The organism is Phytopseudomonas daroniae, from assembly GCF_004327285.1.
Classification (GTDB): Bacteria; Pseudomonadota; Gammaproteobacteria; order Pseudomonadales; family Pseudomonadaceae; genus Aquipseudomonas; species Aquipseudomonas daroniae.
In genome coordinates this window covers 87,006-110,313 of the sequence record NZ_QJUI01000018.1, presented here as the reverse complement: position 1 = coordinate 110,313, position 23,308 = coordinate 87,006, and the positions used below count along the sequence as shown (strand labels likewise).

Annotated in this window: 27 protein-coding genes and 1 pseudogene; 11 read left to right on the top strand and 17 right to left on the bottom strand. The window is 62.5% G+C overall.

The window, feature by feature from the left end; all coding sequences use genetic code 11:
* From DNK06_RS19625 to DNK06_RS19605, 5 genes and pseudogenes are all read left to right on the top strand, one after another.
* Nucleotides 1-881 (top strand): DNA/RNA non-specific endonuclease (locus tag DNK06_RS19625; RefSeq protein WP_207391060.1); only part of this gene is annotated, 881 nt, incomplete at its 5' end.
* A gap of 5 nt (nt 882-886) precedes the next feature.
* On the top strand, nt 887-1,276 hold the full coding sequence (locus DNK06_RS19620) for an immunity protein YezG family protein (protein ID WP_131181683.1): 390 nt from the start codon (nt 887-889) through the stop codon (nt 1,274-1,276).
* Nucleotides 1,277-1,346: 70 nt separating this feature from the next.
* A pseudogene (locus tag DNK06_RS25550) lies at nt 1,347-1,541 on the top strand (immunity protein Imm33 domain-containing protein); the annotation flags it as partial.
* 60 nt (nt 1,542-1,601) lie between these two features.
* On the top strand, nt 1,602-2,006 hold the full coding sequence (locus tag DNK06_RS19610) for an antitoxin YezG family protein (protein WP_131181682.1): 405 nt from the start codon (nt 1,602-1,604) through the stop codon (nt 2,004-2,006).
* A 47-nt stretch (nt 2,007-2,053) separates the two neighbouring features.
* Nucleotides 2,054-2,365 carry a hypothetical protein gene (locus tag DNK06_RS19605; protein ID WP_131181681.1) on the top strand — a complete coding sequence of 104 codons (312 nt, stop codon included), beginning with the start codon at nt 2,054-2,056 and terminating at the stop codon, nt 2,363-2,365.
* A 130-nt stretch (nt 2,366-2,495) separates the two neighbouring features.
* Here DNK06_RS19605 and DNK06_RS19600 read toward each other — a convergent pair whose 3' ends face one another.
* The 3 genes from DNK06_RS19600 to DNK06_RS19590 are packed head-to-tail and all read right to left on the bottom strand — an operon-like array spanning nt 2,496 to nt 7,005.
* Nucleotides 2,496-3,887: an efflux transporter outer membrane subunit gene (locus tag DNK06_RS19600; RefSeq protein ID WP_131181680.1), complete on the bottom strand. Its 1,392-nt coding sequence runs from the start codon at nt 3,885-3,887 to the stop codon at nt 2,496-2,498.
* A gap of 11 nt (nt 3,888-3,898) precedes the next feature.
* On the bottom strand, nt 3,899-5,842 hold the full coding sequence (locus DNK06_RS19595) for a MacB family efflux pump subunit (RefSeq protein WP_131181679.1): 1,944 nt from the start codon (nt 5,840-5,842) through the stop codon (nt 3,899-3,901).
* Nucleotides 5,836-7,005 carry an efflux RND transporter periplasmic adaptor subunit gene (locus DNK06_RS19590; RefSeq protein ID WP_131181678.1) on the bottom strand — a complete coding sequence of 390 codons (1,170 nt, stop codon included), beginning with the start codon at nt 7,003-7,005 and terminating at the stop codon, nt 5,836-5,838. The genes DNK06_RS19595 and DNK06_RS19590 overlap by 7 nt, the downstream gene beginning before the upstream one ends.
* A 484-nt stretch (nt 7,006-7,489) precedes the next feature.
* On the opposite strand from DNK06_RS19590, the gene DNK06_RS19585 reads away from it, so the two are divergent.
* Together DNK06_RS19585 and DNK06_RS19580 are read left to right on the top strand one after the other, a co-directional pair.
* Nucleotides 7,490-8,455 (top strand): hypothetical protein, encoded by a 966-nt coding sequence (locus tag DNK06_RS19585; protein WP_131181677.1) that lies wholly within the window; start codon nt 7,490-7,492, stop codon nt 8,453-8,455.
* A 62-nt stretch (nt 8,456-8,517) separates the two neighbouring features.
* On the top strand, nt 8,518-9,165 hold the full coding sequence (locus DNK06_RS19580) for an HAD family hydrolase (protein ID WP_131181676.1): 648 nt from the start codon (nt 8,518-8,520) through the stop codon (nt 9,163-9,165).
* A gap of 19 nt (nt 9,166-9,184) precedes the next feature.
* Here DNK06_RS19580 and DNK06_RS19575 read toward each other — a convergent pair whose 3' ends face one another.
* Both DNK06_RS19575 and DNK06_RS19570 read right to left on the bottom strand, forming a co-directional pair.
* The gene (locus DNK06_RS19575; RefSeq protein WP_131181675.1) at nt 9,185-9,439 is read right to left on the bottom strand and encodes a DUF1161 domain-containing protein; all 255 of its coding nucleotides are present in this window, start codon (nt 9,437-9,439) and stop codon (nt 9,185-9,187) included.
* On the bottom strand, nt 9,439-10,554 hold the full coding sequence (locus DNK06_RS19570) for an aminopeptidase (RefSeq protein WP_479724665.1): 1,116 nt from the start codon (nt 10,552-10,554) through the stop codon (nt 9,439-9,441). Before DNK06_RS19570 ends, DNK06_RS19575 begins: the two co-directional genes overlap by 1 nt.
* 99 nt (nt 10,555-10,653) lie before the next feature.
* Between DNK06_RS19570 and DNK06_RS19565 the strand changes: the two genes are divergently transcribed.
* Nucleotides 10,654-11,073 (top strand): PA0061/PA0062 family lipoprotein, encoded by a 420-nt coding sequence (locus tag DNK06_RS19565; protein ID WP_131181673.1) that lies wholly within the window; start codon nt 10,654-10,656, stop codon nt 11,071-11,073.
* A gap of 71 nt (nt 11,074-11,144) precedes the next feature.
* Here the strand turns inward: DNK06_RS19565 and DNK06_RS19560 are convergent, their stop codons facing one another.
* From DNK06_RS19560 to DNK06_RS19545, 4 genes are all read right to left on the bottom strand, one after another.
* Nucleotides 11,145-11,570, bottom strand: a complete 426-nt coding sequence (locus tag DNK06_RS19560) for an OsmC family protein (RefSeq protein WP_131181672.1) — start codon at nt 11,568-11,570, stop codon at nt 11,145-11,147.
* A gap of 171 nt (nt 11,571-11,741) precedes the next feature.
* Nucleotides 11,742-12,737: an LLM class flavin-dependent oxidoreductase gene (locus DNK06_RS19555; RefSeq protein WP_131181671.1), complete on the bottom strand. Its 996-nt coding sequence runs from the start codon at nt 12,735-12,737 to the stop codon at nt 11,742-11,744.
* A 161-nt stretch (nt 12,738-12,898) separates the two neighbouring features.
* Nucleotides 12,899-13,120, bottom strand: coding sequence for a DUF1161 domain-containing protein (locus tag DNK06_RS19550; RefSeq protein ID WP_131181670.1), 222 nt, complete (start codon nt 13,118-13,120; stop codon nt 12,899-12,901).
* A gap of 112 nt (nt 13,121-13,232) precedes the next feature.
* Nucleotides 13,233-13,448, bottom strand: a complete 216-nt coding sequence (locus DNK06_RS19545) for a dodecin (RefSeq protein ID WP_042553536.1) — start codon at nt 13,446-13,448, stop codon at nt 13,233-13,235.
* Between the two features lie 153 nt (nt 13,449-13,601).
* Between DNK06_RS19545 and DNK06_RS19540 the strand changes: the two genes are divergently transcribed.
* Entirely contained in the window at nt 13,602-13,877 is a 276-nt protein-coding gene (locus tag DNK06_RS19540) for a TonB-dependent receptor (RefSeq protein ID WP_278248827.1), read from the top strand.
* 341 nt (nt 13,878-14,218) lie between these two features.
* On the opposite strand, the gene tauD is transcribed toward DNK06_RS19540, so the two are convergent.
* The 4 genes from tauD to tauA all read right to left on the bottom strand — a co-directional run bounded on the left by tauD (nt 14,219) and on the right by tauA (nt 17,794).
* A complete protein-coding gene (gene tauD, locus DNK06_RS19535) occupies nt 14,219-15,073 on the bottom strand; it encodes a taurine dioxygenase (RefSeq protein ID WP_131181668.1) in 855 nt (284 codons plus the stop codon).
* A 75-nt stretch (nt 15,074-15,148) separates the two neighbouring features.
* A complete protein-coding gene (tauC, locus tag DNK06_RS19530; protein ID WP_131181667.1) occupies nt 15,149-15,964 on the bottom strand; it encodes a taurine ABC transporter permease TauC in 816 nt (271 codons plus the stop codon).
* Complete coding sequence (locus tag DNK06_RS19525; protein WP_131181666.1) at nt 15,954-16,742, bottom strand: taurine ABC transporter ATP-binding protein; 789 nt, start codon at nt 16,740-16,742, stop codon at nt 15,954-15,956. Before DNK06_RS19525 ends, tauC begins: the two co-directional genes overlap by 11 nt.
* Before the next feature lie 68 nt (nt 16,743-16,810).
* Nucleotides 16,811-17,794: a taurine ABC transporter substrate-binding protein gene (gene tauA / locus DNK06_RS19520; RefSeq protein ID WP_131181665.1), complete on the bottom strand. Its 984-nt coding sequence runs from the start codon at nt 17,792-17,794 to the stop codon at nt 16,811-16,813.
* Between the two features lie 163 nt (nt 17,795-17,957).
* Here tauA and DNK06_RS25230 point away from each other — a divergent pair, with 163 nt between their 5' ends.
* Complete coding sequence (locus tag DNK06_RS25230; protein ID WP_207389945.1) at nt 17,958-18,278, top strand: TonB-dependent receptor; 321 nt, start codon at nt 17,958-17,960, stop codon at nt 18,276-18,278.
* A 307-nt stretch (nt 18,279-18,585) separates the two neighbouring features.
* On the opposite strand, the gene DNK06_RS19510 is transcribed toward DNK06_RS25230, so the two are convergent.
* The 3 genes from DNK06_RS19510 to DNK06_RS19500 all read right to left on the bottom strand — a co-directional run bounded on the left by DNK06_RS19510 (nt 18,586) and on the right by DNK06_RS19500 (nt 20,711).
* On the bottom strand, nt 18,586-19,104 hold the full coding sequence (locus DNK06_RS19510; protein WP_131181664.1) for an ankyrin repeat domain-containing protein: 519 nt from the start codon (nt 19,102-19,104) through the stop codon (nt 18,586-18,588).
* A 3-nt stretch (nt 19,105-19,107) separates the two neighbouring features.
* Nucleotides 19,108-19,578, bottom strand: a complete 471-nt coding sequence (locus DNK06_RS19505) for a hypothetical protein (RefSeq protein WP_131181663.1) — start codon at nt 19,576-19,578, stop codon at nt 19,108-19,110.
* Nucleotides 19,579-19,760: 182 nt separating this feature from the next.
* Complete coding sequence (locus DNK06_RS19500; protein ID WP_131181662.1) at nt 19,761-20,711, bottom strand: SMI1/KNR4 family protein; 951 nt, start codon at nt 20,709-20,711, stop codon at nt 19,761-19,763.
* A gap of 228 nt (nt 20,712-20,939) precedes the next feature.
* On the opposite strand from DNK06_RS19500, the gene DNK06_RS19495 reads away from it, so the two are divergent.
* Nucleotides 20,940-22,316 carry a uracil-xanthine permease family protein gene (locus DNK06_RS19495; RefSeq protein WP_131181661.1) on the top strand — a complete coding sequence of 459 codons (1,377 nt, stop codon included), beginning with the start codon at nt 20,940-20,942 and terminating at the stop codon, nt 22,314-22,316.
* Nucleotides 22,317-22,587: 271 nt separating this feature from the next.
* On the opposite strand, the gene DNK06_RS19490 is transcribed toward DNK06_RS19495, so the two are convergent.
* Nucleotides 22,588-23,235 carry a YitT family protein gene (locus DNK06_RS19490; RefSeq protein WP_131181660.1) on the bottom strand — a complete coding sequence of 216 codons (648 nt, stop codon included), beginning with the start codon at nt 23,233-23,235 and terminating at the stop codon, nt 22,588-22,590.
* Nucleotides 23,236-23,308: the final 73 nt, after the last annotated feature.

The following is a 23,308-nucleotide window of genomic DNA, read 5'->3' as shown; positions in this document are numbered from 1 at the left end:
GCATCGGCAACCTGCCTACGGATCTGTGGAACCTCGGCGTACTGGCCAGCAAGTACAGCTCGGCGGCAGGCCTGCCCAGCATCGCCATGCGCGCCGACGCCATGGAAAAGGCTGCCCTTGCCGCCCACCAGGCCGGCGACCTGGCCAAAGCCAACGAACTGGCCAGCCAGGCAAGCCAGATGATGGCCTCTGGCTACGCCGACGACCTGTTCGAACTGACCAGCGATGCACAGACCGGCGGCTCGGTGCTGTCGATGCTCATCCCCGTTGGCGCCGCAGCGAAGGGCGCCGGCACACTGGGCAAGGCGGCGCGCGGTACGCGTGCCCTGGATGCAGCGGCAGATACCGCACGAGCCGCTGATGTCGCGGGTGATGCGGCAAAGGCAGGTCGCAGCGCAGAGGTCACGCAGGATGCTACAAAAGCCAATGATATAGCGACTGAAGGCGTGCACATCAAACGCCCTAGAACGGTCAGCAAGAATGGCTACACCTACCATCTCGATGACCAAGGTAGAGTGACCAAAGTTGAAGGTGACCTGAAGCTCAACAAGTCTCAGGGGCGCAATGCCAAGGCACAACGAGAGGCTGGAGGCGCGGATCGTCTGTCTGACGATCAGGGAGGCCACTATATCGGTCGCCGCTTCGATGGCCCTATGGATGACTTCAATCACTTTGCGCAAAATGGCAATTTCAACAACAGCGCCTACAAGAAACTTGAAAACGCCTGGGATCGCGCCTTACAAAATCAGGACACGGTAAAAGTTGAAATCGTTCCCAAGTTTAAGGGAGACTCGCTGCGCCCAGATACAATCACCGTCAGGCACTGGATCAACGGCGAGCCACAACCGATCAAGCGATTCAGAAATCAATACGGAGGATAACTATCATGACACCTGAAATAGAGGCCCTTTATCCCGAAATAGGGCAGGAGCTTTTGAATGCTTTACCATCCGACTTCCGCCAGGCCTGGGCGACAGCCGAGCTTCTGGATGACGTATCGGGTACAGAAGTCTTCTATCAAACCCAACAGAATGAATACTTCCATATTTACGACGGACTGGATGATCTCGATGACCTGATTTTTAATCTACGCGAACAATTCAAATCACTCAAACAAGATGTATGGAGCACGATAACAGTCTGGCTCAATGAAGAAGGACGGTTCTCAATAGATTTCGGCTACGAAGACGTTTCAGATCTGGGTACCGCTGGCGCGCGACGTAAAGACTGGATAAAGAAAAATATCGGGGAGCATGCAAAGATAAACTACGAATAATCGACAAGCTTGCTTGCATCACGGTTGAAGGTCATCCGGTGATGTACATGTACCGCGAAAACCGCGGAACGAGCAGGACAGTGGATGGCGCTTTTTTTCTGGACTGGAGGATGACGCCTATATGAGTACGCCATCGTTCCATGCCGTTTACGACGTCAATACGATTGCCAATTATGATCCCACAATCGTGACCTTCCTAGAGGCGCCTGTTGGATCGGAGTTCGAGAAGGACGCCCCGGACTCTCAATTCAAACCTGTCATGTGATGGGCACGATATTCCTTTCTCTGTAGCCAAATCCTGGCGTCGACGGGAACGCTATCCGATATGGAACAACTGCAGCAAACCATTGCTCAAGGCGTGCACGATGAATTGCCGGACACCGGCTGGATACACGCTACCTATTCGTTCCAGGCCATTACCCGCTTTTTTTCGGAGACCGGTCACTATTTGCGCAGCGACGGAAAAACAGTGTCGTTCGTCGTCGAAGATGAAGTCAGCGACGCGTTCCGCGAACTACGCCCCAAGATGGCGGCCATCCATGAGAACGGCCATGCTTGGTATACCGCTACCTTGACCCTCTCCCCGGACGGTAACTTCAGATTCGATTTCATCTACGACGAATTGCCAGCGTTCGAGATAATCCCATCCCCGGACAAGTGGGCCGACGAATTTCGCACCTACCCGCGCCCGGAACTGCAAGACCGTATTCCGGCTCAGCCGAAGGACTAGGATTACCCGGGAGATGACGGCGGTTATATGAAAACAAGGCGAAGCCCATGAGCCTGGACGATCATATCGCCGGTGCCACCGTCAGGCATGCCAACCCCTTCGCCGGGCTCGAGGTGCCTTGTCGCCGCGAGCCGCTGGAGGATTCGTTGCGTGAACGCTGGGTGGTGCCGCTGTACTTCGGCCTGCATACGGCAAAGGCACGCGAGCATCTGGCCCGGCAACTCGGTGATGCGGACGAACAACTGGCCCGGCGCCTGCTGGAGCATTTCGACTGGTGCCCGCGCAGCGTTGGCGCCCATCTCGCCGCCATGGGCGCGGGCCAATGTCGTCGCCCTGCAACTGCAGGCATTCATCGATAGCCATCTGAACGATACCGCGCCCCAAATGAATACCTTTCAGGTACCCGGCCAGGCGGCTCCACTGGTCGACGCCGCAGGCCTGCGCGCAGACCTGCTGGAGGAGCTGGAACAGTACCAATGAGGCAATAGATCAGGGCGTCTGCACGCCCTCTGTCTCTATCTGCCAGCCGCCGCCGAGGGCGCGCGCCAGATCGACACTGGCCTGCAGCCGCAACAAGCGCAACTGCGCGGCCTCGTCCTGGGCGCTGTACAGGCTGCGCTGGGTGTCGAGCAGGGTGAGCAGGGTCTCGGCGCCGGCACGGTAGCGGGACTCGGCCAGGCGGAAGGCCAGTTCGGCCTGGGTCAGCACCTCGTTCTGCGCCTGCAGTTGCGCCTGGGTTCCGCTCAGGCCGTTGAGCGCCACTTCCACCTCGGCGAAGGCGCCGACCAGGGTGGCCCGGTAATCGGCGAGCAATTCCTCGCGCTCGGCCATGGCCAGGTCACGGCCCGCCGCCAGGCTGCCGCCGTCGAAGATCGGCGCGGTCAGCGCCGCCGCCAGCGAGTACAACGGATTGCTGAATACCCGTGACGCCTTGTCGGCCTCGCCGCCGACACCGGCGGTCAGGCTCAGGCGGGGCAGCAGAGCCGCGCGCGCCGCCTGCACGTTGGCATCGGCAGCGGCCAGGCTGGCCTCCGCCCGGGCCAGATCCGGGCGCTGCAGCAGCAGCTCGCTGGGGATGCCGGCACTCAATTCGGGCATGGGCAGGTCGGCGAGGCGCGGCGTTTCGCCCGGCAACTCGTCCACTCGCTGGCCGAGCAGCACGGCCAGTGTCGCCAGGCTGTCTTCACGCTGCTGACCGATGGATGCCAGAAAACGTCGCTGCAGGGCGACCACACCGCGTTGCTGCGCCAGTTCCAACGAGGTCGAAGCACCCGCGCCCTGGCGGGCGGCGACGGTGGTCAGCACGCGCTCGGCGTTTTCCAGATTGAGTCGGGCAATGCGCTGGCGCTCGTCCAGACCGACGTTCTGCAACCAGGCGGAAGCGACGCCGGCGGTCAGGGTCACCCGCAGGGCGTCGCGGTCGAAGCGGCTGGCCTGCACGGCGAACAGGGCGCTGTCCCGGCTCGCGCGCAGGCGCCCCCATAGATCCACTTCATAGCTGGCGGCGACCCCGGCGCTGTAGCTGTTGCCGTCGGTATCGGGATTGCCGCCGAGACGCGCCTCGCGGCTGGCCCCCAGGTTGCCATCGAGCGTCGGCAACAGGGCCGCGCCTGCCAGGCGGGCGCTCGCTTCGGCCTGCCGCAGGCGCGCCAGCGCCGCCGCCAGATCCTGGTTATTGGCCAGCGCCTGCTGCTGCAGCCGATCCAGCTCCGGGCTGGCGAAAGCGCGCCACCAGTCGGCCGTGGGACGCTCACCGGATATCGCTGACGCATTGCGCCACCGTTCGGGCGGCGCGGGCAGCTCTGCCGGGGCTTGCAAGGTGTTCGTGCAGCCAGTCACGAGCAGCGCACCGAGCAGCCAGGGAAGCAGATAGCGGTTCATGTGAATGCCTGTCATTGCGCCAGCGCCACCACGGGGTCGAGCTGTGCGGCGGTTCTGGCCGGCAGGTAGCCGAACACCAGGCCGGTGCCCACCGAGCAGGCGAATGCCAGCAACATGGCCGACAGCGAGAACACCAGCGGCACGCTCCAGGCGATCAGCAGCGCACCGAACAGCAACCCGGTGACGACGCCAACGCTGCCACCGACCAGCGTCACCAGCACCGATTCGGTGAGAAACTGGCGCAGGATGTCGCGCTGCCGTGCGCCGGTCGCCATGCGGATGCCGATCTCGCGGGTGCGCTCGCGTACCGTCATCAGCATCACGTTCATCACGCCGATACCGCCGACCAATAGCGACACGGCAGCGATCAGGCCAAGCATCAGGGTCATGCTCTGCCGCGTCTTGGCCTCGGCCTGCAGCTTGGCGGCGGAGTTGTAGACGCGAAAATCCTGCCGACCGTGGCGCTGTAGCATCAGCTCTTCGAGCGATGCCTGGGCCTGGGCGACCAGGTCGCTGCTCTTCACTTCGATGGCCCCATAGCTCTCGTCACGCAGCTTGGGGAACACCCGTACCACGCCCGTGCTGTGCGGCACCAGAACCTGCTCGTCCGGGTAGTTGCCGCCCGCTTCGCTACCCTTCTCGCTCATCACCCCGATCACCTCGAAGGGCGAGCTGTTGATCAGGATGATCTTGCCCAGCGGATCGCTGCCATCCGGGAACACGCTGGTGTACACCTCATGACCGAGTACCGCCACCGGGGCGATTTCACGGTTCTCCGCGGCGCTGAAGAAACGCCCACGCGCCACCGGCCAACGGTGAATGTGCGGCAGGTGTTCACCAACGCCGAGCACTTCGGTCTGCAGCGCCTGCTGGCCGTGGCGGATCAACGCCGGATCGCGCAGCACCGGCATCACCCGCGCCACTTCGCGCAGCTTGCCGATGGCCTCGAAGTCGCCCTCGGTAAGCACGCCGATGGGCCCGCCAGTGCGCGGCACGTCGCTGGATACGTACATCATGTTGGCACCCATCACGCCCATTTCGGCGACCACCTTCTGGCGGGCACCTTCACCGACGGCGAGCATGACAATCACCGAGGCCACGCCGATGACGATGCCCAACAGGGTCAGCGCGGTGCGGAAACGGTGAATCGACAACACCCGCCAGGCACCACGCAGCATCTCGCCCAGCTCGCTGAAGAAGGAAGCGCCGCTGTCGCGCCCGGCTTGTCGCATGTCCGGCGCGGGTAGCGCATTGCCCGGTACGGTGGCACCACTGTCGCTGATGATCTCGCCATCGCGGATCTCGATCACCCGCCGCGCCTGGGCGGCGACGTCGCGGTCGTGGGTGATGAGGATGATGGTGTGACCGGCGTCGGCCAACTCGTGCAGCAGCGCCATCACTTCCTTGCCGCTACGGCTGTCCAGCGCGCCGGTGGGTTCGTCGGCGAGGATGATGCGCCCGCCGTTCATCAACGCGCGAGCAATCGATACGCGCTGTTGCTGGCCGCCGGACAACTGACCCGGTCGGTGCTCCAGACGCTCGTCCAGCCCCAGCCGACGCAATAGCGCAGACGCACGCTCGCGGCGCTGCTCGGCCGGCATGCCGGCGTAGATGGCCGGTACCTCGACGTTCTCCCGCGCGGACTCGGTGGCGATCAGGTGATAGCCCTGGAACACGAAACCGAACGCCTCGCGACGCAGCCAGGCCAGTTGATCGACATCGAAGGCCGCCACATCCTCGCCGGCGAAGCGGTAGCTGCCGGCACTGGGACGATCCAGACAGCCGAGCATGTTCATCAGCGTCGACTTGCCGGAGCCGGAAGTGCCGACGATGGCGACGAACTCTCCGGCCTGGATCGACAGGCTGATGCCACGTAGTACATCCACGGCCGGCGCGCCGTTTTCGCCACCATAGGTGCGCCGGATACCCTGCAGTTCGATCAGCGGGGTCACCACTGGAACCTCGACATGCCCGATTCGGCCTGCGCCTCGCCGGTCACCAGGCGTTCGCCTTCCTGCAGGCCGTCGAGAATCTCCGCCACCTGGCGATCCCGGGCGCCGACCTTCACCGCACGTGTCTCGGGCTGCTCGCCTTTGGCCAGAATGCGCACCTGGTAATTACCCGGTTTGCCCTGCAAAGCGTCCAGCGGCGCGGTGAGCACATCCTTCGCCGAGGCGGTGACGAACACCACCTGGGCGGTCATCTGCGGCATCAGTTCGCCGTCGCTGTTATCCACCTCGAACAGCACGGTGTACTGCACCACCTTTTCCGGTTCGGCGGCGCCGCTGCTCGCCTCACCCTGCCCGGTGGGGGTGACCGGTGGCGCGGGCAGCACCTGGCGCACCGTGCTGTGCCAGCGTCGCTCATCGCCGCCGAGGGTGGTGAAGTACAGCGGCAGGCCTGCCTTGACACGGCGGATATCGGCCTCGGAAACACGCGTCCAGCCGGTCATGCTGCGCAAGTCGGCGATGCGCATCACCGTGGGCGTCTGGTAGGTGGCGTTGAGGGTCTGCCCCTCCTTCACATCGACGCCCAACACGGAGCCGGCGATGGGCGCGTAGATGCGCGTGTAGCTCAGTTGCGCCTCGTTGCGCTTGAGCAGCGCCTGGCTTTCGGCGATCTGCGCACGCAGGTTATCGAGCCGCGCCCTGGCCGATTTGTAGCCAGCGGCTGCAGTCTGCACATCTTCCTCGCGGGTGGCATCGAGCCTGGCCAGGTGGATTTGTCGCTCGTGCTGCTGACGCGCCAGCAGCAGTTGTGCCTGCTGCTCTTCCAGCTGTGCACGTAACCCCAGCAGCGCGGCACGGTCGGCCTCGACCGTGGCTTCGTGCAGGCTGGCGTCGATCTCGGCGAGCAGTTGGCCCTTTTCCACCTGATCACCCGGCTCCACATGCAAACGCATGATCTGCCCGGACACCTGGGCGCCGACATCCACCGAGTAGCGTGGCTGCAGGGTGCCGATGGCGACCACCGTGGCTTCGACATCGCCGCGGCCCACCACAACGGTTTCGTAGGCCGACGTCGGTTCGCCGTTCAACCAGCCGAAGGCGATGATCGGCACGAGCGCGACCGCGGCGAACAGCCAGCGCCGGCGAATGAGAAAAGGGGAAAACGTCATGACTGGCCCGACCTCTGCCTGAGCATCCAATAACCATCCCTGGCCATACCTACCGACCGTGCTGCTCACACTCAGGCAAGCGACGGCAGCAGACAGCCGAGGGCGAGGTGCAACGTGAAAGGTGCGATGCGCCTACACGGGCGCCGTGCAACTCATGGAGAACGGGAAAACTTCCGGCTCTTACCACCCAAGACGAATGAGCCCCGCAAAACCCGGCGTCTGCCGCAAGAGCAAATGAAACAAAATGTTTCAATGCGCACGGGCAACGTTAGCGCTGATAAGCCCATGCCGCCGTCAATGCGATCACTCGCTGTCATGGCTTGGCGAAGACAGATGCCACGGAGGGCTTATCGAATCAGAGCAGACAGGGATCTGTTCGCACCAGTTGGCCCCGGTAACGCGGACTGTAGGGCGATCACAGCAGCGAGCCTCTCGACGGTTTATCCTGCAACCATCCAGAGAGGTGCCCTAGAAAGGATTCGCCATGCACAGCAACCCCTACGCCATTCCCCAGGCGAACCCCGACCCTGTCCCTGCGACACAGCCAGCATCACGGCTACCCCTGCAAATGATGGCCGTGGCCTTGTTGTGCAGCCTGGCTGGCCTGCTGCTCAAGTTCGCAACCATGTGGTTTTCCATGGAGCCCGATCACCTGCAGGGCTATCTGGACAACATTCTGCATATCGTCCCCTTCTGGTTCTATGCGCTGCTGATAGACGCTTGCAGTGCGCTACTGCTCACCCGTTATTTCATGCAACGTCGCGACCTGGCACGGTTCGCCCACCCCGAACGACTGATCGCGCTCTACGTCGGTCTCTATTTCATTGCCTTGGTGTTGGTCGGCATGCTCTACAGCATGCTGTGGGGCCGGTTGATGCCGTGGCTGTACGAAGGAAGCCATGGCATCTCCCCGACGATACTGATGCAGCCATTGGACTTTGTGTATTTCCTCCTGGCGACGCTGCTGCCGCTCTGGCTGAGCCTGCACCTGATGCGCCGCACGGCACGGGTCGACGCCGGTGCCAGCCTGATCGGCCGAGGTGAAGTCGCGCTGGCCTTCGGCCTGTGCTTCGCAGTGATTTATACGAAGCTGCTGGCACTGCTACCGATGGCGGTCATCAACCCTTATGGCATGGAGTGGCTGCATGCTGCCAGCAGCGCCGCCGGCCTGGTGTATGGACTGATAGCGCTGGTCGCGGCCCACGGCGCCCTGCCGCCACAGCTACCGCGACTCGCCATCGGCCGCCTGCTGGCGAGCGTGCTGGCTTGCATGGCCATGTGGCTGGTCGCCGCCGTGGTGCTCTGCATAGTACTGGCGCTGGTTCTGTATATCGGCTCGGAGCGAACGGCCCTGGCGGTCATGCTGCTGTTCGGCCTCCTGCTGCTGGCACTGCTCTGGCCGCTGACGCGTCTGAGCCTGCGCTGGATCTATCGCCCGACACGGGTCTGAGTTGCCGGAAACGCTTGCGCTGCGGGACAATTCGCGCCGATTCAGGCCAGCGGACATTCCCCATGCAGCAGAGCACCCTTCTCTTCGACCTCGACGGCACCCTGACCGATCCGCGTGAAGGCATCACCCGTTCGGTGCAATACGCCCTGACGCAGCTGGATATCCATGAGCCAGATCTGCAGGCCCTGGAGCATTTCATCGGCCCGCCGCTGCTGCAGTGCTTCATGCAGACTTACAGCCTCAGCGAGGCGCGCGCCTGGGATGCGGTGAATCACTACCGGGTGCGTTTTCGCGAAGTCGGGCTGTACGAGAATCAGGTATTCGAGGGCATCGTCGAGCTATTGCAACTGCTGCGCGAGCAGGGGCGCACGCTGTATATCGCCACCAGCAAGCCCACTGTGTTCGCCACCGAGATCGCCCGCCACTTCGATTTCGGCCACTACTTCAAGGCGATTTACGGCAGCGAACTGGATGGCACGCGCACCAACAAGGTGGAGCTGATCGCACATCTGTTGCAGCAGGAAGGTCTGAGCCCGACCGACACCTTGATGATCGGCGACCGCAAGCACGACCTGATCGGCGCTCACAGCAACGGCCTGAGCGCTGTAGCGGTGGGTTACGGCTTTGGCAGCCAGGGAGAACTGAGCGGCGAACGGCCGGCCCATCACTTTCAGACGCTGGCGCAGTTGCACCAGGCGTTCGCCGGCTAAGCGGTAGCGACTTCGGCCGCTACATCATCCTCGAACCGGTCAGGTCATTGCGCTGATAGATCACCTTGCGGCTGCCGTTGTCGCAGGTGCCGATCACCATGCTGTCGTCCTCGACCTCTTCGTTCGGCACGATTTCCAGTGTATAGCTGGACACGCCAGCGGCCTGGATCTTCACCTCGATCTCCTGCTTGAGCTCTTCGCACGACTTGGGTGCGGCCCAGGCATTGCTGCCCATCAGGCCAAGCACCAGCATCACTGCCGTCCATCCTTTCATCACGACCCATCCTCTGTGTTGTGCCTACTTCGTTCCTCTCGGACAACATCCAGCGCCTGCAGTTGTGTCAGTCGCTCGTCGGCGGGCAAGGCGCCCAACTCGGCGACCCTACGATAGAACGCCGGCCAGTGGCCTTCGACCTCGCGGAACAGGCTGGCGAACGCCGGCACCCAGCGATCATACAGCCCAAAGGGCAGCAGCTTGGCATTGTTCAGTGGCCCGTTGATCCAGCCGTCGTAATAACCGACGCCTTTCCATTGCGTGGCGCGCAGTTGCCGGTATTCGTCACGCAGGCGGTCGAACTCGGCCTGTTTGCCGGCACGCATCGCCTCGGCGTCCAGGTCGCTGGCATACAGGGTTTCCAGGCGTGCACGGCTGCCCAGCACCAGCTCGGTGAACTGCTCGCGAGGCAGAACGCCCAGCGCCTTCGGGGCCGGCAAGCCTCGCGCGGCACGCCATTGGCGCAAGCCTTCCTGTTCGACGAAGGTGGCGTAGGACTCGTTGAAGGCCGTGTCGCCAGCCAGGTAGTACTGCTGGTGCGCCAGCTCGTGGAAGATCACCGCGACCAGGCGCTCGTCGCTCCAGCGCAGCATGGTATTGAGGATCGGATCATCGAACCAGCCCAGGGTCGAATAGGCTTCGACGCCACCCAGGTAAGTGTCCAATCCCTGCACATCGAGCAGCGCCGCCGCACCGCGGGCTCGGTTCTGATCATAGAAACCGCGATAGGCCACGCAGCCCGCGATCGGAAAGCAATGCAGTCGCGGCTGCAGGGAAAACTCCGGCGTGGCGAACAGGTTCCATACCACGAATGGCCGCTGCAGATCGGCGTAAAGCCGGTAGCTGCGATTGTCCGGCAGCCCCAGGTGCTCACTGGCGAAGCTGCGCGCCTGCTGGGACAGCGCCAGGCGCTGGCGCAGTTGCGGATCCGTCGATCGATCCTCGATCAGCGTCTGCACCGGTTGCCGCGCATGCAGCAACTGCAGCTGTCCACGGGCCAACTGCCCGTAGTAATCGACCGTGCTGCAAGCCGTCAGCAGCAGCGCGAACAGGGGAACCGTCGCGCGGCGTGACAGGTCGACAAGATAGGAGGTGCAATGCTCGGGCATGGCCATCGTCATGTGGGGGTAAACGCCTCATCCTACCGCGAAGTCGCGGATGCTTTTGCGCGATACTGCAGCTCCTGCAGTACGCGCTCCACGGGAGACACCACGATGCGCCAGCCCCTCTTGCTCGCCAGCCTGTTATTGCTCGGTGCCTGCGCCTCACCTCTGCCGGCCGCCGACCCGAACATGGCGTGGGTGGATCTCAAGGGTGAAGGCATCGACCTGCTGATGGCCGAGCGTCTGGATCGCCAGCGTGTCAATGACGGACGCTACTTTCAGGTCACCCCGGGGGCTCATGAGCTGGAGATGCGCTTCCGCTTCGAAGTCAGTGGCGGGGGCGGCACATCGATGATGTCCGAGCCGCAGCAGCTGACCTGTGATATCCGCATTCGCTACGACGACTTCCAGGCCGGTCAACGCTATCGCGTCGAGGCGCGCTCGGTGGTGATGCGCGGCCAGGCGATTCTCTACGACGCCGAGCGCAACGTGCTGGCGCGCGGCAAGAATCTGCGCTGCGGGAGTTTCTGAGCGGTTTTGCGAGAAGCGGCTTCAGCCGCGACGGGCGTCGCGACTGAAGTGCAGAGGTGCTGAAAAGGCGGTCAGGCTTCCAGCACCACCTCCAGGGTGATTTCCGCGTTCAAGACCTTGGATACCGGGCAACCGGTCTTGGCGGTTTCTACCGCCTTCTCGAATGCGCCACGGTCAGCGCCCGGCACCCTGGCCTTCAGCGACAGGTGCACGGCGGTGATGGCAAAGCCACCATCCTGCTTGTCGAGGGTAACTTCGGCCTTGGTGTCGATACTTTCGGCAGTCATGCCAGCTTCGCCCAGTTCCTTGGACAACGCCATGGAGAAACAACCGGCATGTGCAGCGCCGATCAGCTCTTCAGGGTTGGTGCCGGACTTGTCTTCGAATCGGGTATTGAAGCCGTAGGGCTGCTCGGAGAGAGCGCCGCTCTGGGTGGATAGGGTGCCCTTGCCGTCTTTGATGCCGCCCTGCCAATGGGCCGATGCTGTCTTCTTCATCTCTATGCTCCTGTTGATGAGGGGTACAGAGTTCAGAGAGACAGCAGCCTGGCAAGTTCGAGTTTTTTGGACTCCGCAGTCACGCCGCACCTGCTTCGGATCAAGCGCGCCAGCAGTACACCTGCCAGGCGCTCGCTTGCGGGCGGTGCGGAGCGGCTACAACGTTCCCGATCAACGCAGCCCGGCGAGGATATCGAAGGCATGCTGGCGATCGGCGAAGTCGTAGTGGTCGCAGGTGAAGATCAGTTCGTCGGCCTGGGTCTGCTCCAGCAGCACGTCCAGCCGCGCACGGATCTTCTGAGGGCCGCCGATCACCGCCATGCCGAGGAAACTGCCGACGGCATCTCGCTCGTGGGGCAGCCACAGGCCTTCCATCGACTCCACCGGCGGACGCTGCACCAGGCTCTGGCCGCGAATCAGCGAGAGAATGCGCTGGTAGGCCGAGGTCGCCAGATACTGGGCCTGCTCGTCCGTATCTGCAGCCATCAGCGGCACGCCGAGCATTACGTAAGGCTTGTCGAGCACCTCGGACGGCTTGAAAGTGTTGCGATAGATGCGGATGGCCTCGTGCACGTAGCGCGGCGCGAAGTGCGAGGCAAAGGCGTAGGGCAAACCCAGTTCGCCTGCCAGTTGGGCACTGAACAGGCTGGAACCGAGCAGCCAGATCGGTACGTTGGTGCCGGTGCCTGGCACGGCGATGACCCGTTGATCCGGCGTGCGCGGGCCGAGATAGCGCTGCAGTTCGGCGACGTCCTGAGGGAAATCGTCGGCGCTGCCGGAACGCTCGCGACGCAGAGCCTGGGCAGTGAACTGATCGGCGCCGGGTGCGCGGCCCAGGCCCAGTTCGATCCGCCCCGGATACAGGGTCGCCAGCGTGCCGAACTGCTCGGCGATCACCAGCGGCGCGTGGTTGGGCAGCATCACCCCACCGGAACCCAGACGAATGCGCGAGGTGCCGGCCGCCAGATAACCGAGCAGCACCGCGGTCGCGGAGCTGGCGATACCGTCCATGTTGTGGTGTTCAGCGACCCAGAAGCGATTGAAGTCCAGAGACTCGACATGCCTGGCCAAGGCCAGGGAATTATGCAGCGCCTGCTGCGGGCTGCCGGTGTCGCGGATCGGCGCCAGATCGAGAACGGAAAAGGGAAGTTTCGCGAGTGCAGTCATGAGAAAAAACCTTGGCTGTGGATAAAGCCAGCGCTTTACCCGAGTAAAACAGTAGGTCTTACTCTACGCTTCCAGACCGGCTCAGGCCACCTCAGGCCAAGGTGCAGGCAACAAAAAGCCGGCGTCGCAGAGGCTGCGCGCCGGCTTCTCGACCACAGACATCAGTTACGCTGGTAGACGATATCCTTGGTGCCGCCGCCGCAGCTGCCGACCACTTCACGGTCAGTCACACTGCCTTTGTCGACGATCTCAAGGGTGTAGGACGCAACGCCATTGGCCTGGATCTTGGCATCGATCTCGCCTTTCAGCTCTTCGCAATCCTTAGCTGCGAACGCCGAGCCCGCCAGGGCCATCAGGCCTACTGCAAACAACACTTTTTTCATCACAAACGCTCCCTCGTACCAGTGAACAAATCCGGGCGCCATAAGGTGGCCCGTTTCAATAAAGTCTCAGATTGCCATTATGACAAGTAAGCGCGACTGCAGAGGCCCGTGGTCAGCTGTTGGCGACGCGGAAGCCGACCTTCAGGGTGACCTGATAATGGGCCACCGCGCCATCGGCGATGTGACCACGGGTTTCGGTGATCTCGAACCATTCCAGATGGCGAATGCTCTTGCTGGCCTCGGCCAGGGCATTGCTGATGGCATCTTCGATACTGGTCGAGGACGAGCCAACCAGCTCGACCTTCTTGTAGGTGTGATGATCCGACATATCCGCCTCCAGGGCTGGTAAACACGAATGGGCTGACTGCCCTTACTCAGTCAGTCCCTGGAGGGCGCAGCAAAGTTCAGGTTTTCGGTTGCTCTGGCACCAGCAGGCCCCAGGTGCGCGAGCAAAGGTGATATTCAAGAGAGCTCGTACCAGTTGCCAGGTAAACTGAACCGCCTCAGCGTTAGTGCAGGGTTCAACTCGCCAAGCCATACCCTGGGCTACAACAACGAGTACAGCGTGCCGGGCTTCACCGTCTGGAATGCTCACCTGGCTTATCGGCTCACTTCAGAAGTGGAATTAGCGCTCAACCTCAACAACCTGTTCGACAAGCGCTACTACATCCCTTCCTACTCGGATCCGGGTGGCAACAACATCTACGGCGACCCACGCAACCTGATGTTCAGCGTGAAATACACGCCGCAGTTCTGATCGGGTTGGTTTGAGGTCGATGTTTGTCAGCGGCCTCCACGGCCAATGCCGTGCTCCACAAAAAGGCAGGGCTTCAGCCACGGCTTTGATCACTTCCAAGTGATCAATCGCCGGCAAGCCGGCTCCTACAGGTTCGAGAGATAGGGGCCGGCTTGTCGTCGATTGCGATAGGAGGCTCGAGGGTAACGCTCGGCAACCATCCGTTCTGGCCACTGCCAATCAACGTGCTTACTTACTAAGACGGATAGCGCCGCAAAAAAGGCCAGGTCTTTACCGACTTTACAAAACCCCTCTGCCGTCGGCCACAGGTCTGGCACCGTACTATTCTGCTCCCGCGCTACTCACGGCGTTCCACTCCCCGACCCAAACGGCCGATCTCCCAGAATCGTCGCACGGCGCATGATGCGCCGCTGCGGGCGGTAGTCGTCGCAGGCATAGTGCTGGGTCAGACGGTTGTCCCAGAAGGCCAGGTCGCCCTGGCGCCATTGCCAGCGCACGGAAAATTCAGGTTTGGCGATCTGCTTGAACAGCATCTGCAGCAGCGCAGTGCTTTCATTGGGCTCCAGCTCGACGATCCGCGTGGTGAAGGATTCGCTGACGAAGATACCTTTGCGCCCGGTTTCCGGGTGCACACGTATCACCGGATGGGTGACTGGCGGATTCGCAGCACGCGCCGCATTCCATTTTTCCAGCGCGTCCGGCGTATTGCCGAAACGCTCCAGCGGGAATGACAGCGTCAGGTCATGCACGGCCGTCAGGCCGTCGAGCAGCGTGCGGATCGGTGCGGACAATCCCTCGTAAGCGGCCGAGCAACTGGCCCACAGTGTATCGCCACCATGGGGCGGGACATGCCGTGCGCTGAGCAGCGAACCCAGCGGCGGCGACTGGATGAAAGACACGTCGGAGTGCCACAGGGCGTTGTCGCGCAGGTCATTGAGGTCGGTATCCAGCACGAGGATTTCCGGCTGCTCCTCGACCTTCGGATAGATCGGGTGGATGTGCAGGTCACCGAACAGCGCTGCCGCGTCCCGCTGCTGGCGCGGCGTCAGCAACTGATCACGCAGAAACAGCACTTGATGCTCCAGCAGCCCCTGGCGCAAGGTGGCGTAGCTTTCGGCATCCAGCGGGCGGCTCAGGTCGACACCGCTCACCCGCGCGCCAAGGGCCTGGCCGATACGTTCGAATACGATGGTCATAGGTCTTTCTCTATTCAGTCCCGTGCAACCTTGTTGCGAGTTGGTACGGCTGCGTTACAAAAATACGTAGGTGGATCAGCCCCAGGACGCGAAACGTTTTTGCAGCGCCCGTAAACCGAGCTCGATGGTCAGGGCAATGCTGGCGATCAGCAGGATGCCGACCACCACCACGTCGGTGGCGAGGAACTGCGCGGCGGACTGCACCATGAAGCCCAGGCCCTGGTTGGCGGCGATCAGTTCCGCCGCCACCAGCGTCGACCAGCCGACGCCCAGAGCGATGCGCAAACCCGTGAGGATATCCGGCAGGGCGCTGGGCAGAATCACGTGGCGCACCACCTGCACCCGGCTCGCGCCAAGGCAGCGCACCGCCTGGATACGCGCCCGGTCGACCCGGCGCACCCCGCCCACGGTGGCGATCAGCAGCGGTGCGAACAGCGCCAGGTAGATGAGCAGCACCTTGGACAGTTCACCGATGCCGAACCAGATCACCATCAGCGGCAGATAAGCCAGTGGCGGGATCGGTCGGTAGAACTCCACCAACGGATCGAGCGCTGCGTTGAGCGTTGGGTTCAGGCCCATGGCGATCCCCAGCGGCACGGCCGTGACGACTGCCGCCAGCACCGCCACCAGCACGCGCCACAGGCTGGTGCTCAGGTGTTGCCACAGCGTGGCATCTAGGTAGCCGTCCTGCAGCAGCCCCTTGAGGGCCACCAGCAGTTGTTCGGGTGCCGGCAGGAAGATGGTGTCGACCCACTCCAGGTGCGTCGCCAGCCACCACAGCGTCGCCAGTGCGGCCAGGGTGCCGAAGGCTGCCACACGACGGCGATCGAAGCCGATTCCGATGAGTCGGCGACGAGTACTCAGAGTGGTTTTCAAAGCGTCAGAAGGCATGGTCGGCGGACTCCTGAAGGAAGACATCGAGCAGCTCCTGCCGCAGCTCGGCAAAGGCCGGATCGCTCTTGATCGAACGTACCGGCTCACCCTCGATATAGCGGCGGGCGAATGGCAGTTGTCGGCGGATCACCGCACGAGCGGGCGGGCCGTCCAGCACGATCAGGTCGGTGGCGAGAAACAACGCCTCATCGACGCTATGGGTAATCAGGAAGAGGCCTTTGCCGGTGCGTTTCCAGACGTCCAGCAGCAGCAACTGCATACGCTCGCGAGTCAGGGCATCGAGAGCACCGAAGGGCTCGTCGAGCAGCAGGAAGTCCGGATCGACCGCCAGTGCCCGCGCCAACCCGAGGCGCTGACGCTGGCCGCCGGACAGTTCGGAAATCTGGTGATGGACATGGCTGGCCAGGCCGACCAGTTCGAGCACTTCACGCGCCCGCGCATGCCGTTGCTCCTTGTTCAGGCCGCGCAGGCGCAGACCCAGGGCAACATTGTCGAGGGCGTCGAGCCAGGGCATCAGCGCGTCATCCTGAAACACCACACCGCGCTCGCCACCCGGGCCTTCGAGGGTGCGGCCATCGAGATGCACACGGCCGCTGTCGAGCGTCTGGAAGCCGGCCAGTACGTTGAGCAGGCTGGATTTGCCACAGCCCGACGGGCCGAGCACGACCACGGAGGCGCCCTTGTCGATCTGCAGATCGAAGTTATCCAGAATGACCTGCGAATGGCCGCGACGCTTGAAACTCAAGCTGACCCGCTCGGCGTTCAATCGGCTCATGGTCGACTCCTCAAAGTAAAAAAGCCCCTCCGAAGAGGGGCGAAACGTGGCATGAACGTAAATCGGGTTTACTGAGCCTGGCGGACGTACTCGGTGCTTACGTAGGGCGAGTAATCCGGCAGCACGGCGGGGATGCGCTTCTGCTCCTTGAGGAACTCGGCGGTGCCGGCGATGGCTTTGGCGGTGCCGCCACCGAGCAGCTCGGCGCTGACCTGCTGCTGGGCATTGGGGTAGGTCGAGCCGGCCAGCAATTCGGGAACGTCGGCAGCGTTGGCGCCGATCAACTTGGCGATCTTCTTGGCCTGCTCGGAGTCGGCCGTCCACTTGGCGGTGTTGGCCTGGTAGTCGGCGAAGGCGTCGAGGGTCACCTTGGCGAACTGCGCCAGCACCTCGGGGTGCTTCTCGGCGAAATCCTTGCGAGCGACCCAGACTTCGAAAGTCGGTGCGCCCCATTTGCCGACGTCGGCGGCGTCGGTCAGCACCTTGCCGTCACGCTTGATCTCCCCCAGAGCCGGCGACCAGACGAAGGCGCCGTCGATATCGCCGCGTTTCCAGGCAGCGTTGATCTCGGCCGGGTTGAGGTTGACGATCTTCACCTTGGTCGGATCGATGTTCCAGTGCTTCAGCGCCCCTAGCAGGCTGTAGTGGGAGGTGGATACGAACGGCGTGGCGATGGTCTTGCCGACCAGTTGCTCGGGGCTTTCGATACCGCTGCCGTTGCGCACCACCAGCGCCTCGGCGGCGTTGATCTGTGCTGCGACCAGAAAGGTCACCAACGGCAGCTTGCGCGAGGTGGCGGCGGCCAGCGGGCTGGAGCCGAGGTTGCCGATCTGCACGTCACCGGAGGCAAGCGCGGTCACCACTTCCGGGCCGGCGTTGAAACGACGCCAGTCGAGCTTCTGGCCGATGGCCTTTTCGTAGGCACCGTCGGCCTGGGCAACCTTGGACGGATCCACACCGGTCTGGTAACCGATGACGATGTCGGCGGCATGGGCCGGTACAGCGGTTGCCGCAGCGACAGCGAGCAGCAGGGCTTTGATGGTTCGTTTCACGTTCGACTCCTCGCAAGTGGCACCGCTGCGGTTTCAGGTGCCGAAGCGCCACCACGGCGCTGATGGAGGATAATTTATGGTTATAAAAAATATAAAACCAATAACATTTAACGCTTAGCTTAGAGCGGCTTCGAAGCCTCCATGAGCTAGAGCGATGGCGAGAATGAATTCATCCGAAAAGAGCACGGAAACCACCCGTCAGCACCGTGCAGGCATGGCCATTCCCAGCGCAGCGCACCGTAGGATTGCGACGAATTCTTATTCGAGAAATCCCTCGAAGGCGGGATGTCCACGGTGTGCCTCGATACGGGGTTCCATGCAGGGCTGGAGGCGCTCTACCGTCAACATCACGGCTGGCCCGCAGCGCGAATATCGCGACAGCAATAACAAACAGGTGGAGCCGAATGAAGGCAAGAACTACGAGGTCGGGATCAAAGGTGAATTCTTTCACGGCCGCCTGAACGCCAGCATCGTCTACTTTTAAGGCTGCGAGGACAATCGCGCGGTCACCGACGCTACCTCCGTGCGCGGCAGCATCTCTGGCTGGGCGGTGCCTACAAAGATGTTGAATCCAAGACCAAGGGTTAAGAAGCGGAAATCTCCGGTGAGCTGGTACCCGGCAGGCAATTACAGGCGGGCTACACCCACCAGCTCATGCACGACAAGCAGGGTGAGAAGCTGTCCACCTGAGAACCGGAAGACCAGGTCAATATCGACACCACCTATACACTCACCGGCCCGCCGGGCAAGCTCACCGTGGGTACTATAGGCGGTACTCCCTCCGATATCGCTCAGCGCTTGAACAATGCCAGCAACGCAGACCGATCCTCACCAGGGTGCTCTGCGCTCAGGTGCCCGACCAGCGCCAGGGCATCACGCCCCTGGCTGTCTCGCACACTCGCGTCGGCGCCGTGTCGCAACAGAAACTCGATGCGCTGTCTGTCGTTGTAATAAATAGCGGCCTGCAGTGGCGTGAGGTGCTCGCCACCCTCGACACCGTAGTGATTGACGCCGTCGACATCGAGGCCGTTCTGCAGCAACAGCTCGGCGACCTGATAGCGATTGTCTCCCTGGCTGTTGAGCACGCCATCGAGCCCCGCACCAGCCTGCAATTCACTGATGGAAACAGCATCCAGCCGGAACAGTTTCAAGTAGCTCACGCACAACGACGGCACCAGCGCATCGCTGTCCTCGGTGCCGCATTCCACCAGTTGCTCCATCGACTGGGTGGCGAGCAGGTAGCTGCCGCCGGCAGCCGCGACGATCACCAGCGCAGAAAGTCCGTAAAGTACGCTACGTGCTTTTTTCATGCGTTATCCCCAGACCCTGTCGCTAGACTGCCGCGTCTGGTACGCCAGCATGGCGCCATGGGGGCGCTCGGTTCTAGTCTTGGCCAACTCCGTGCGCAGTATCGAGCGAAAATTGCGCGCGATAGTCGAGACCACCGATTCGTAGACCTTCACATTCATCAGGTCGTTGCTCGACGCGTGCTTGAACCAGTGCCTGGCCGCTTTTTTGCCAAAGGCCTTGATGACCTTCACCGGCCCCTGATTCGGATTGGCGGCACTTCTGAACATAGCCTCCACGTAGCCCATCGCATAGCTGGCATCGATAGCTTCGACCAGTAACCCCTGTGCAAAACCACGCGCGTTGTCACTCATGGTTAAACCATCAATGAAGGTGTGCTCAGCCTTGAAGAAGAACTTGAGCACCTGTCGCGTTTCTTCCTCGCCCAGCAAGAGCTCTTCCGCTGAAAATGTACGCAGTGTGATGTAACTACTCATAGGGCCTCCTTGGCATCTCGTGGGACGGCGTTCAGTCGGCCAATATTAAGCGACTGCCTGGAAAACCTGCAGCACTGGATGACCAAATCGCGACACACTTCCGCTGGCTATGCAGAGCCTCGCGAGGCTGCGGCTTTATCGAACAGAACCCAATGGCCAGGGCTTTCAAAAAGGCCGCCGACTTACGGCTGGCCCTCTACGAGAAATCCCAGTAACTGCTCGGTCATCAGCAAGGTGTGCGCTTCGCTGAATACGATGCCATACCGACTCTCGATCAGCTCGCGGGCGTTGAAACGCGCCTTGAACCAGTCCTCGACGAAATCCGGTGCATAGCCGCAGGTGCTGAAGCCACGTCCGCCGAAGGCGATCATTGGCGAGTAGGCGTCCTGGTATTGCTGGCGGCTCTCGACGCGCTGGCGGTGCTGGTAAACCCAGAACTGCACGTCATACAGCAGGTATGACAGCGGGTCGGCATGCAGGGCGAAATAGCGTTTTTCCTCGAGCAGTTGCAGGGCAATCGCGCGGACTGCTTCGCCGATGCGCGGAAACGGCGGAAAGTCGCCCTCGGTCACCCGGTGCAGGTCTGCCTGGAAGTCCTCCTCGGCGGTATCGAACGCTTCCTCGCTGACCAACCCGCGCACAAAAGTCTCGAAATCCTTGGCCAGAACGGTGATGTGGTAGTCGCTTTCCTGATCGACATGCACCACCTGCGGCTCGCCCTGCGGATCGCAGGCGCGGTAGTCGAGAGCGACCATGTCGTGGCCGGCGGACGGGCAGTCGCAGATGTACACGCCGATATCCGGGTAGCCCCACTCTTGCATCATGAAACGGCTGCCAAGTTCACCGCACAGGGAATACCTCTTGTGGCGCCCGATGCTGAGGAACCCGGTGATGGCGGCGTGGTTCTCGGCCCATGAGGTCGGCTCGTCGGTGGGGAAGCAGCACATGTGCGGCGTACCACCGTTGTGCCGCCGCATGAAGGCGACATAAGACGGCGGCAAACGGTAGCCCAGCTCCGCTTCGAGCTCGGCGATCAGCGCGTCGCCGGGTGGCACATCGCTGAATTCCTTACGTGCGTAGGCGCTATCATCCCAGAACGCCTGCAGGTCGATATCGTCCGGAAAATCGCTCATGCTCCGACCGCCTGTGCTTCGCTGGCACACGGGCCAGCGGCTTTCAATATCCTGTTCATGCGTACGCCTTTTCTACCGGTCGAAAGTCATGTTCGGGCGTCAGACTCTCCTCCGCGAGGGAAGGTTCGCAACCCCGGCGCCCGCGGTGTTTCATTCGCCCTGTGAATGCCACTTGGGCTTGCCTCGGGCAACCCGTAGAATCCGCCGTTTTTCCAGGCAGCGACCACCATGCAACCAGCCGACCCGAAGCGTGACGAACTGATCTATGGCCTCGAAGACCGGCCGCGTCCGCTGGTGGCCATCCTCGCCGCGCTGCAGCATCTGCTGGCGATCATCGTGCCGATCGTCACCCCCGGCCTGCTGATCTGCCAGGCGCTGGGTGTATCGGCCCGCGACACCAACCTGATCGTTTCCATGAGCCTGGTGATCTCCGGCATCGCCACCTACGTGCAGTGCCGCCGTTTCGGCCCGCTGGGCGCCGGCTTGCTGGTGGTGCAAGGCACCAGCTTCAACTTCGTCGGCCCCCTGATCGCTGGCGGCGCGCTGATGGTCAAGCAGGGCACACCGGTCGAAACGGTGATGGCGGCGATCTTCGGCGTGGTGATCGCCGGCTCGTTCATCGAGATCGGCATCTCGCGCATACTGCCCTTCGTGAAGAAGCTGATCACCCCGCTGGTGACCGGCATTGTGGTGCTGATGATCGGCCTGACGCTGATCAAGGTCGGCCTGATCAGCATGGGCGGCGGCTACGGCGCCATGGCCAACGGCACCTTCGCCAACGGCGAGAACCTGATGCTGTCCGGTGTGGTGCTGGCCGTGATCGTGGTGCTCAACCGCATTCCCGTGGTGTGGATGCGCAGTTGCGCGATCGTCATCGCCCTGCTCGTCGGCTACGCCCTGGCCGGTTACCTGGGCCGCCTGGATTTCACCGGCATGCATCAGGCCGAACTGTTCCAGGTGCCGACGCCGCTGCATTTCGGCCTCGGCTTTTCCTGGAGCCTGTTCATCCCGATGCTGGTGATCTACCTGGTGACCTCGCTGGAAGCCATCGGTGACGTGACCGCCACCAGCAAGGTGTCCAAGCAGCCTGTGGAAGGCCCGCTGTGGATGCAGCGGATCAAGGGCGGTGTGCTGGTCAATGGCGTCAATTCGCTGCTGGCTGGCGTGTTCAACACCTTCCCCAGTTCGATCTTCGCCCAGAACAATGGCGTGATTCAGCTGACCGGCATCGCCAGCCGCCATATCGGCGTGTGGATCGCACTGATGCTGGTCATTCTTGGCCTGTTCCCGGCAGTGGCCGGGGTCATCCAGGCAGTGCCAGAGCCGGTGCTCGGCGGCGCAGCCATGGTGATGTTCGGCGCCGTGGCGGCCTCGGGCATCAACATCCTTGCCGGTATCGATCTGGATCGCCGCGCGCTGCTGATCATCGCCGTGTCCCTGGCCCTCGGCCTCGGCGTATCCCAGGTGCCGGAATTCCTCGCCCATATGCCTGCGGCGCTGCGCAACGTGCTGGAGTCCGGCGTGGCTACCGGCGGCATCTGCGCCCTGCTGCTCAACTGGTTCCTGCCGGAAAGCCCAGCCAAAGGCGAGCAGAGCGAACGCTGATCGCGTCGACATTACCTGTAGAGGAGCCCACTTGCGGGCGATGCGATGCTGGCCGTTCTGCAAAAACAGCATTGAGGCCACCATTCGCCTCGGGGAGCGGCTACAAATCGGTGACTATCACCGACAACGAAAAGGGCCGCATCAGCGGCCCTCGACATATCTGCCGAATGACTTAGAAGTCGTAGCGCGTGGTCAGCATGACGGAACAGCATTGGAATGACTGATCGGCAGCCGCGATCAGGATGGATAATCGGTCGCGGGGGGAGCCCTGTCAGCTCACGCCCATATAGCGGCCGGCACGGTGATTGATCGCCAGCACCATGTTCAGCGCCACGGCGCCCAGCACCGAAAGCGCGACCTTTTCCGGGGCCACGACGAAGATCGACGCCAGCACGATGGTGGCGTCCACGCCCATCTGCACTGCGCCTGCGCGCAAGCCGAAACGTTCCTGCAGGTACAGTGCGAGGATGTTCACGCCGCCCAGGCTGGCGCGGTGACGGAACAGCATCAGCAGCCCGAGGCCCATGGCGAAACCACCGAACAGCGCCGCGTACAACTCGTTGAGCGCCGCGAAAGAGACCCAGTGCGGCGTCAGCTCGGCCAGTAGTGACACCAGGCCGACCGCGCAGACCGTGCGCAAGGTGAACGCCCAGCCCATACGCCAGATCGCCAGTACGTAGAACGGCACGTTGAGCAGGAAGAACACCGCGCCGAACGGCCAACCGGCCAGGTACTTGAGCAGAAAGGCCAGCCCCACCGTACCGCCGGTCAGCAGGCCGGCGTGACTATAGAAGGTGATACCCAGGGCGACCATCGCCGTGCCCAGGATAAGCGCAAGGGCATCTTCCCAGAGCGGGTGACGAACGAAGATATCGGCAATCGTCTCTTGCTCGCCGGAGCCTGAGGTAGAGTCGTTCATGCGGGGCTGTCTCGCTGGGTACACAAAACAAGACGCCACCGGGTGGGGTGGCGTAGGCAAGAAGAAGGCAGAG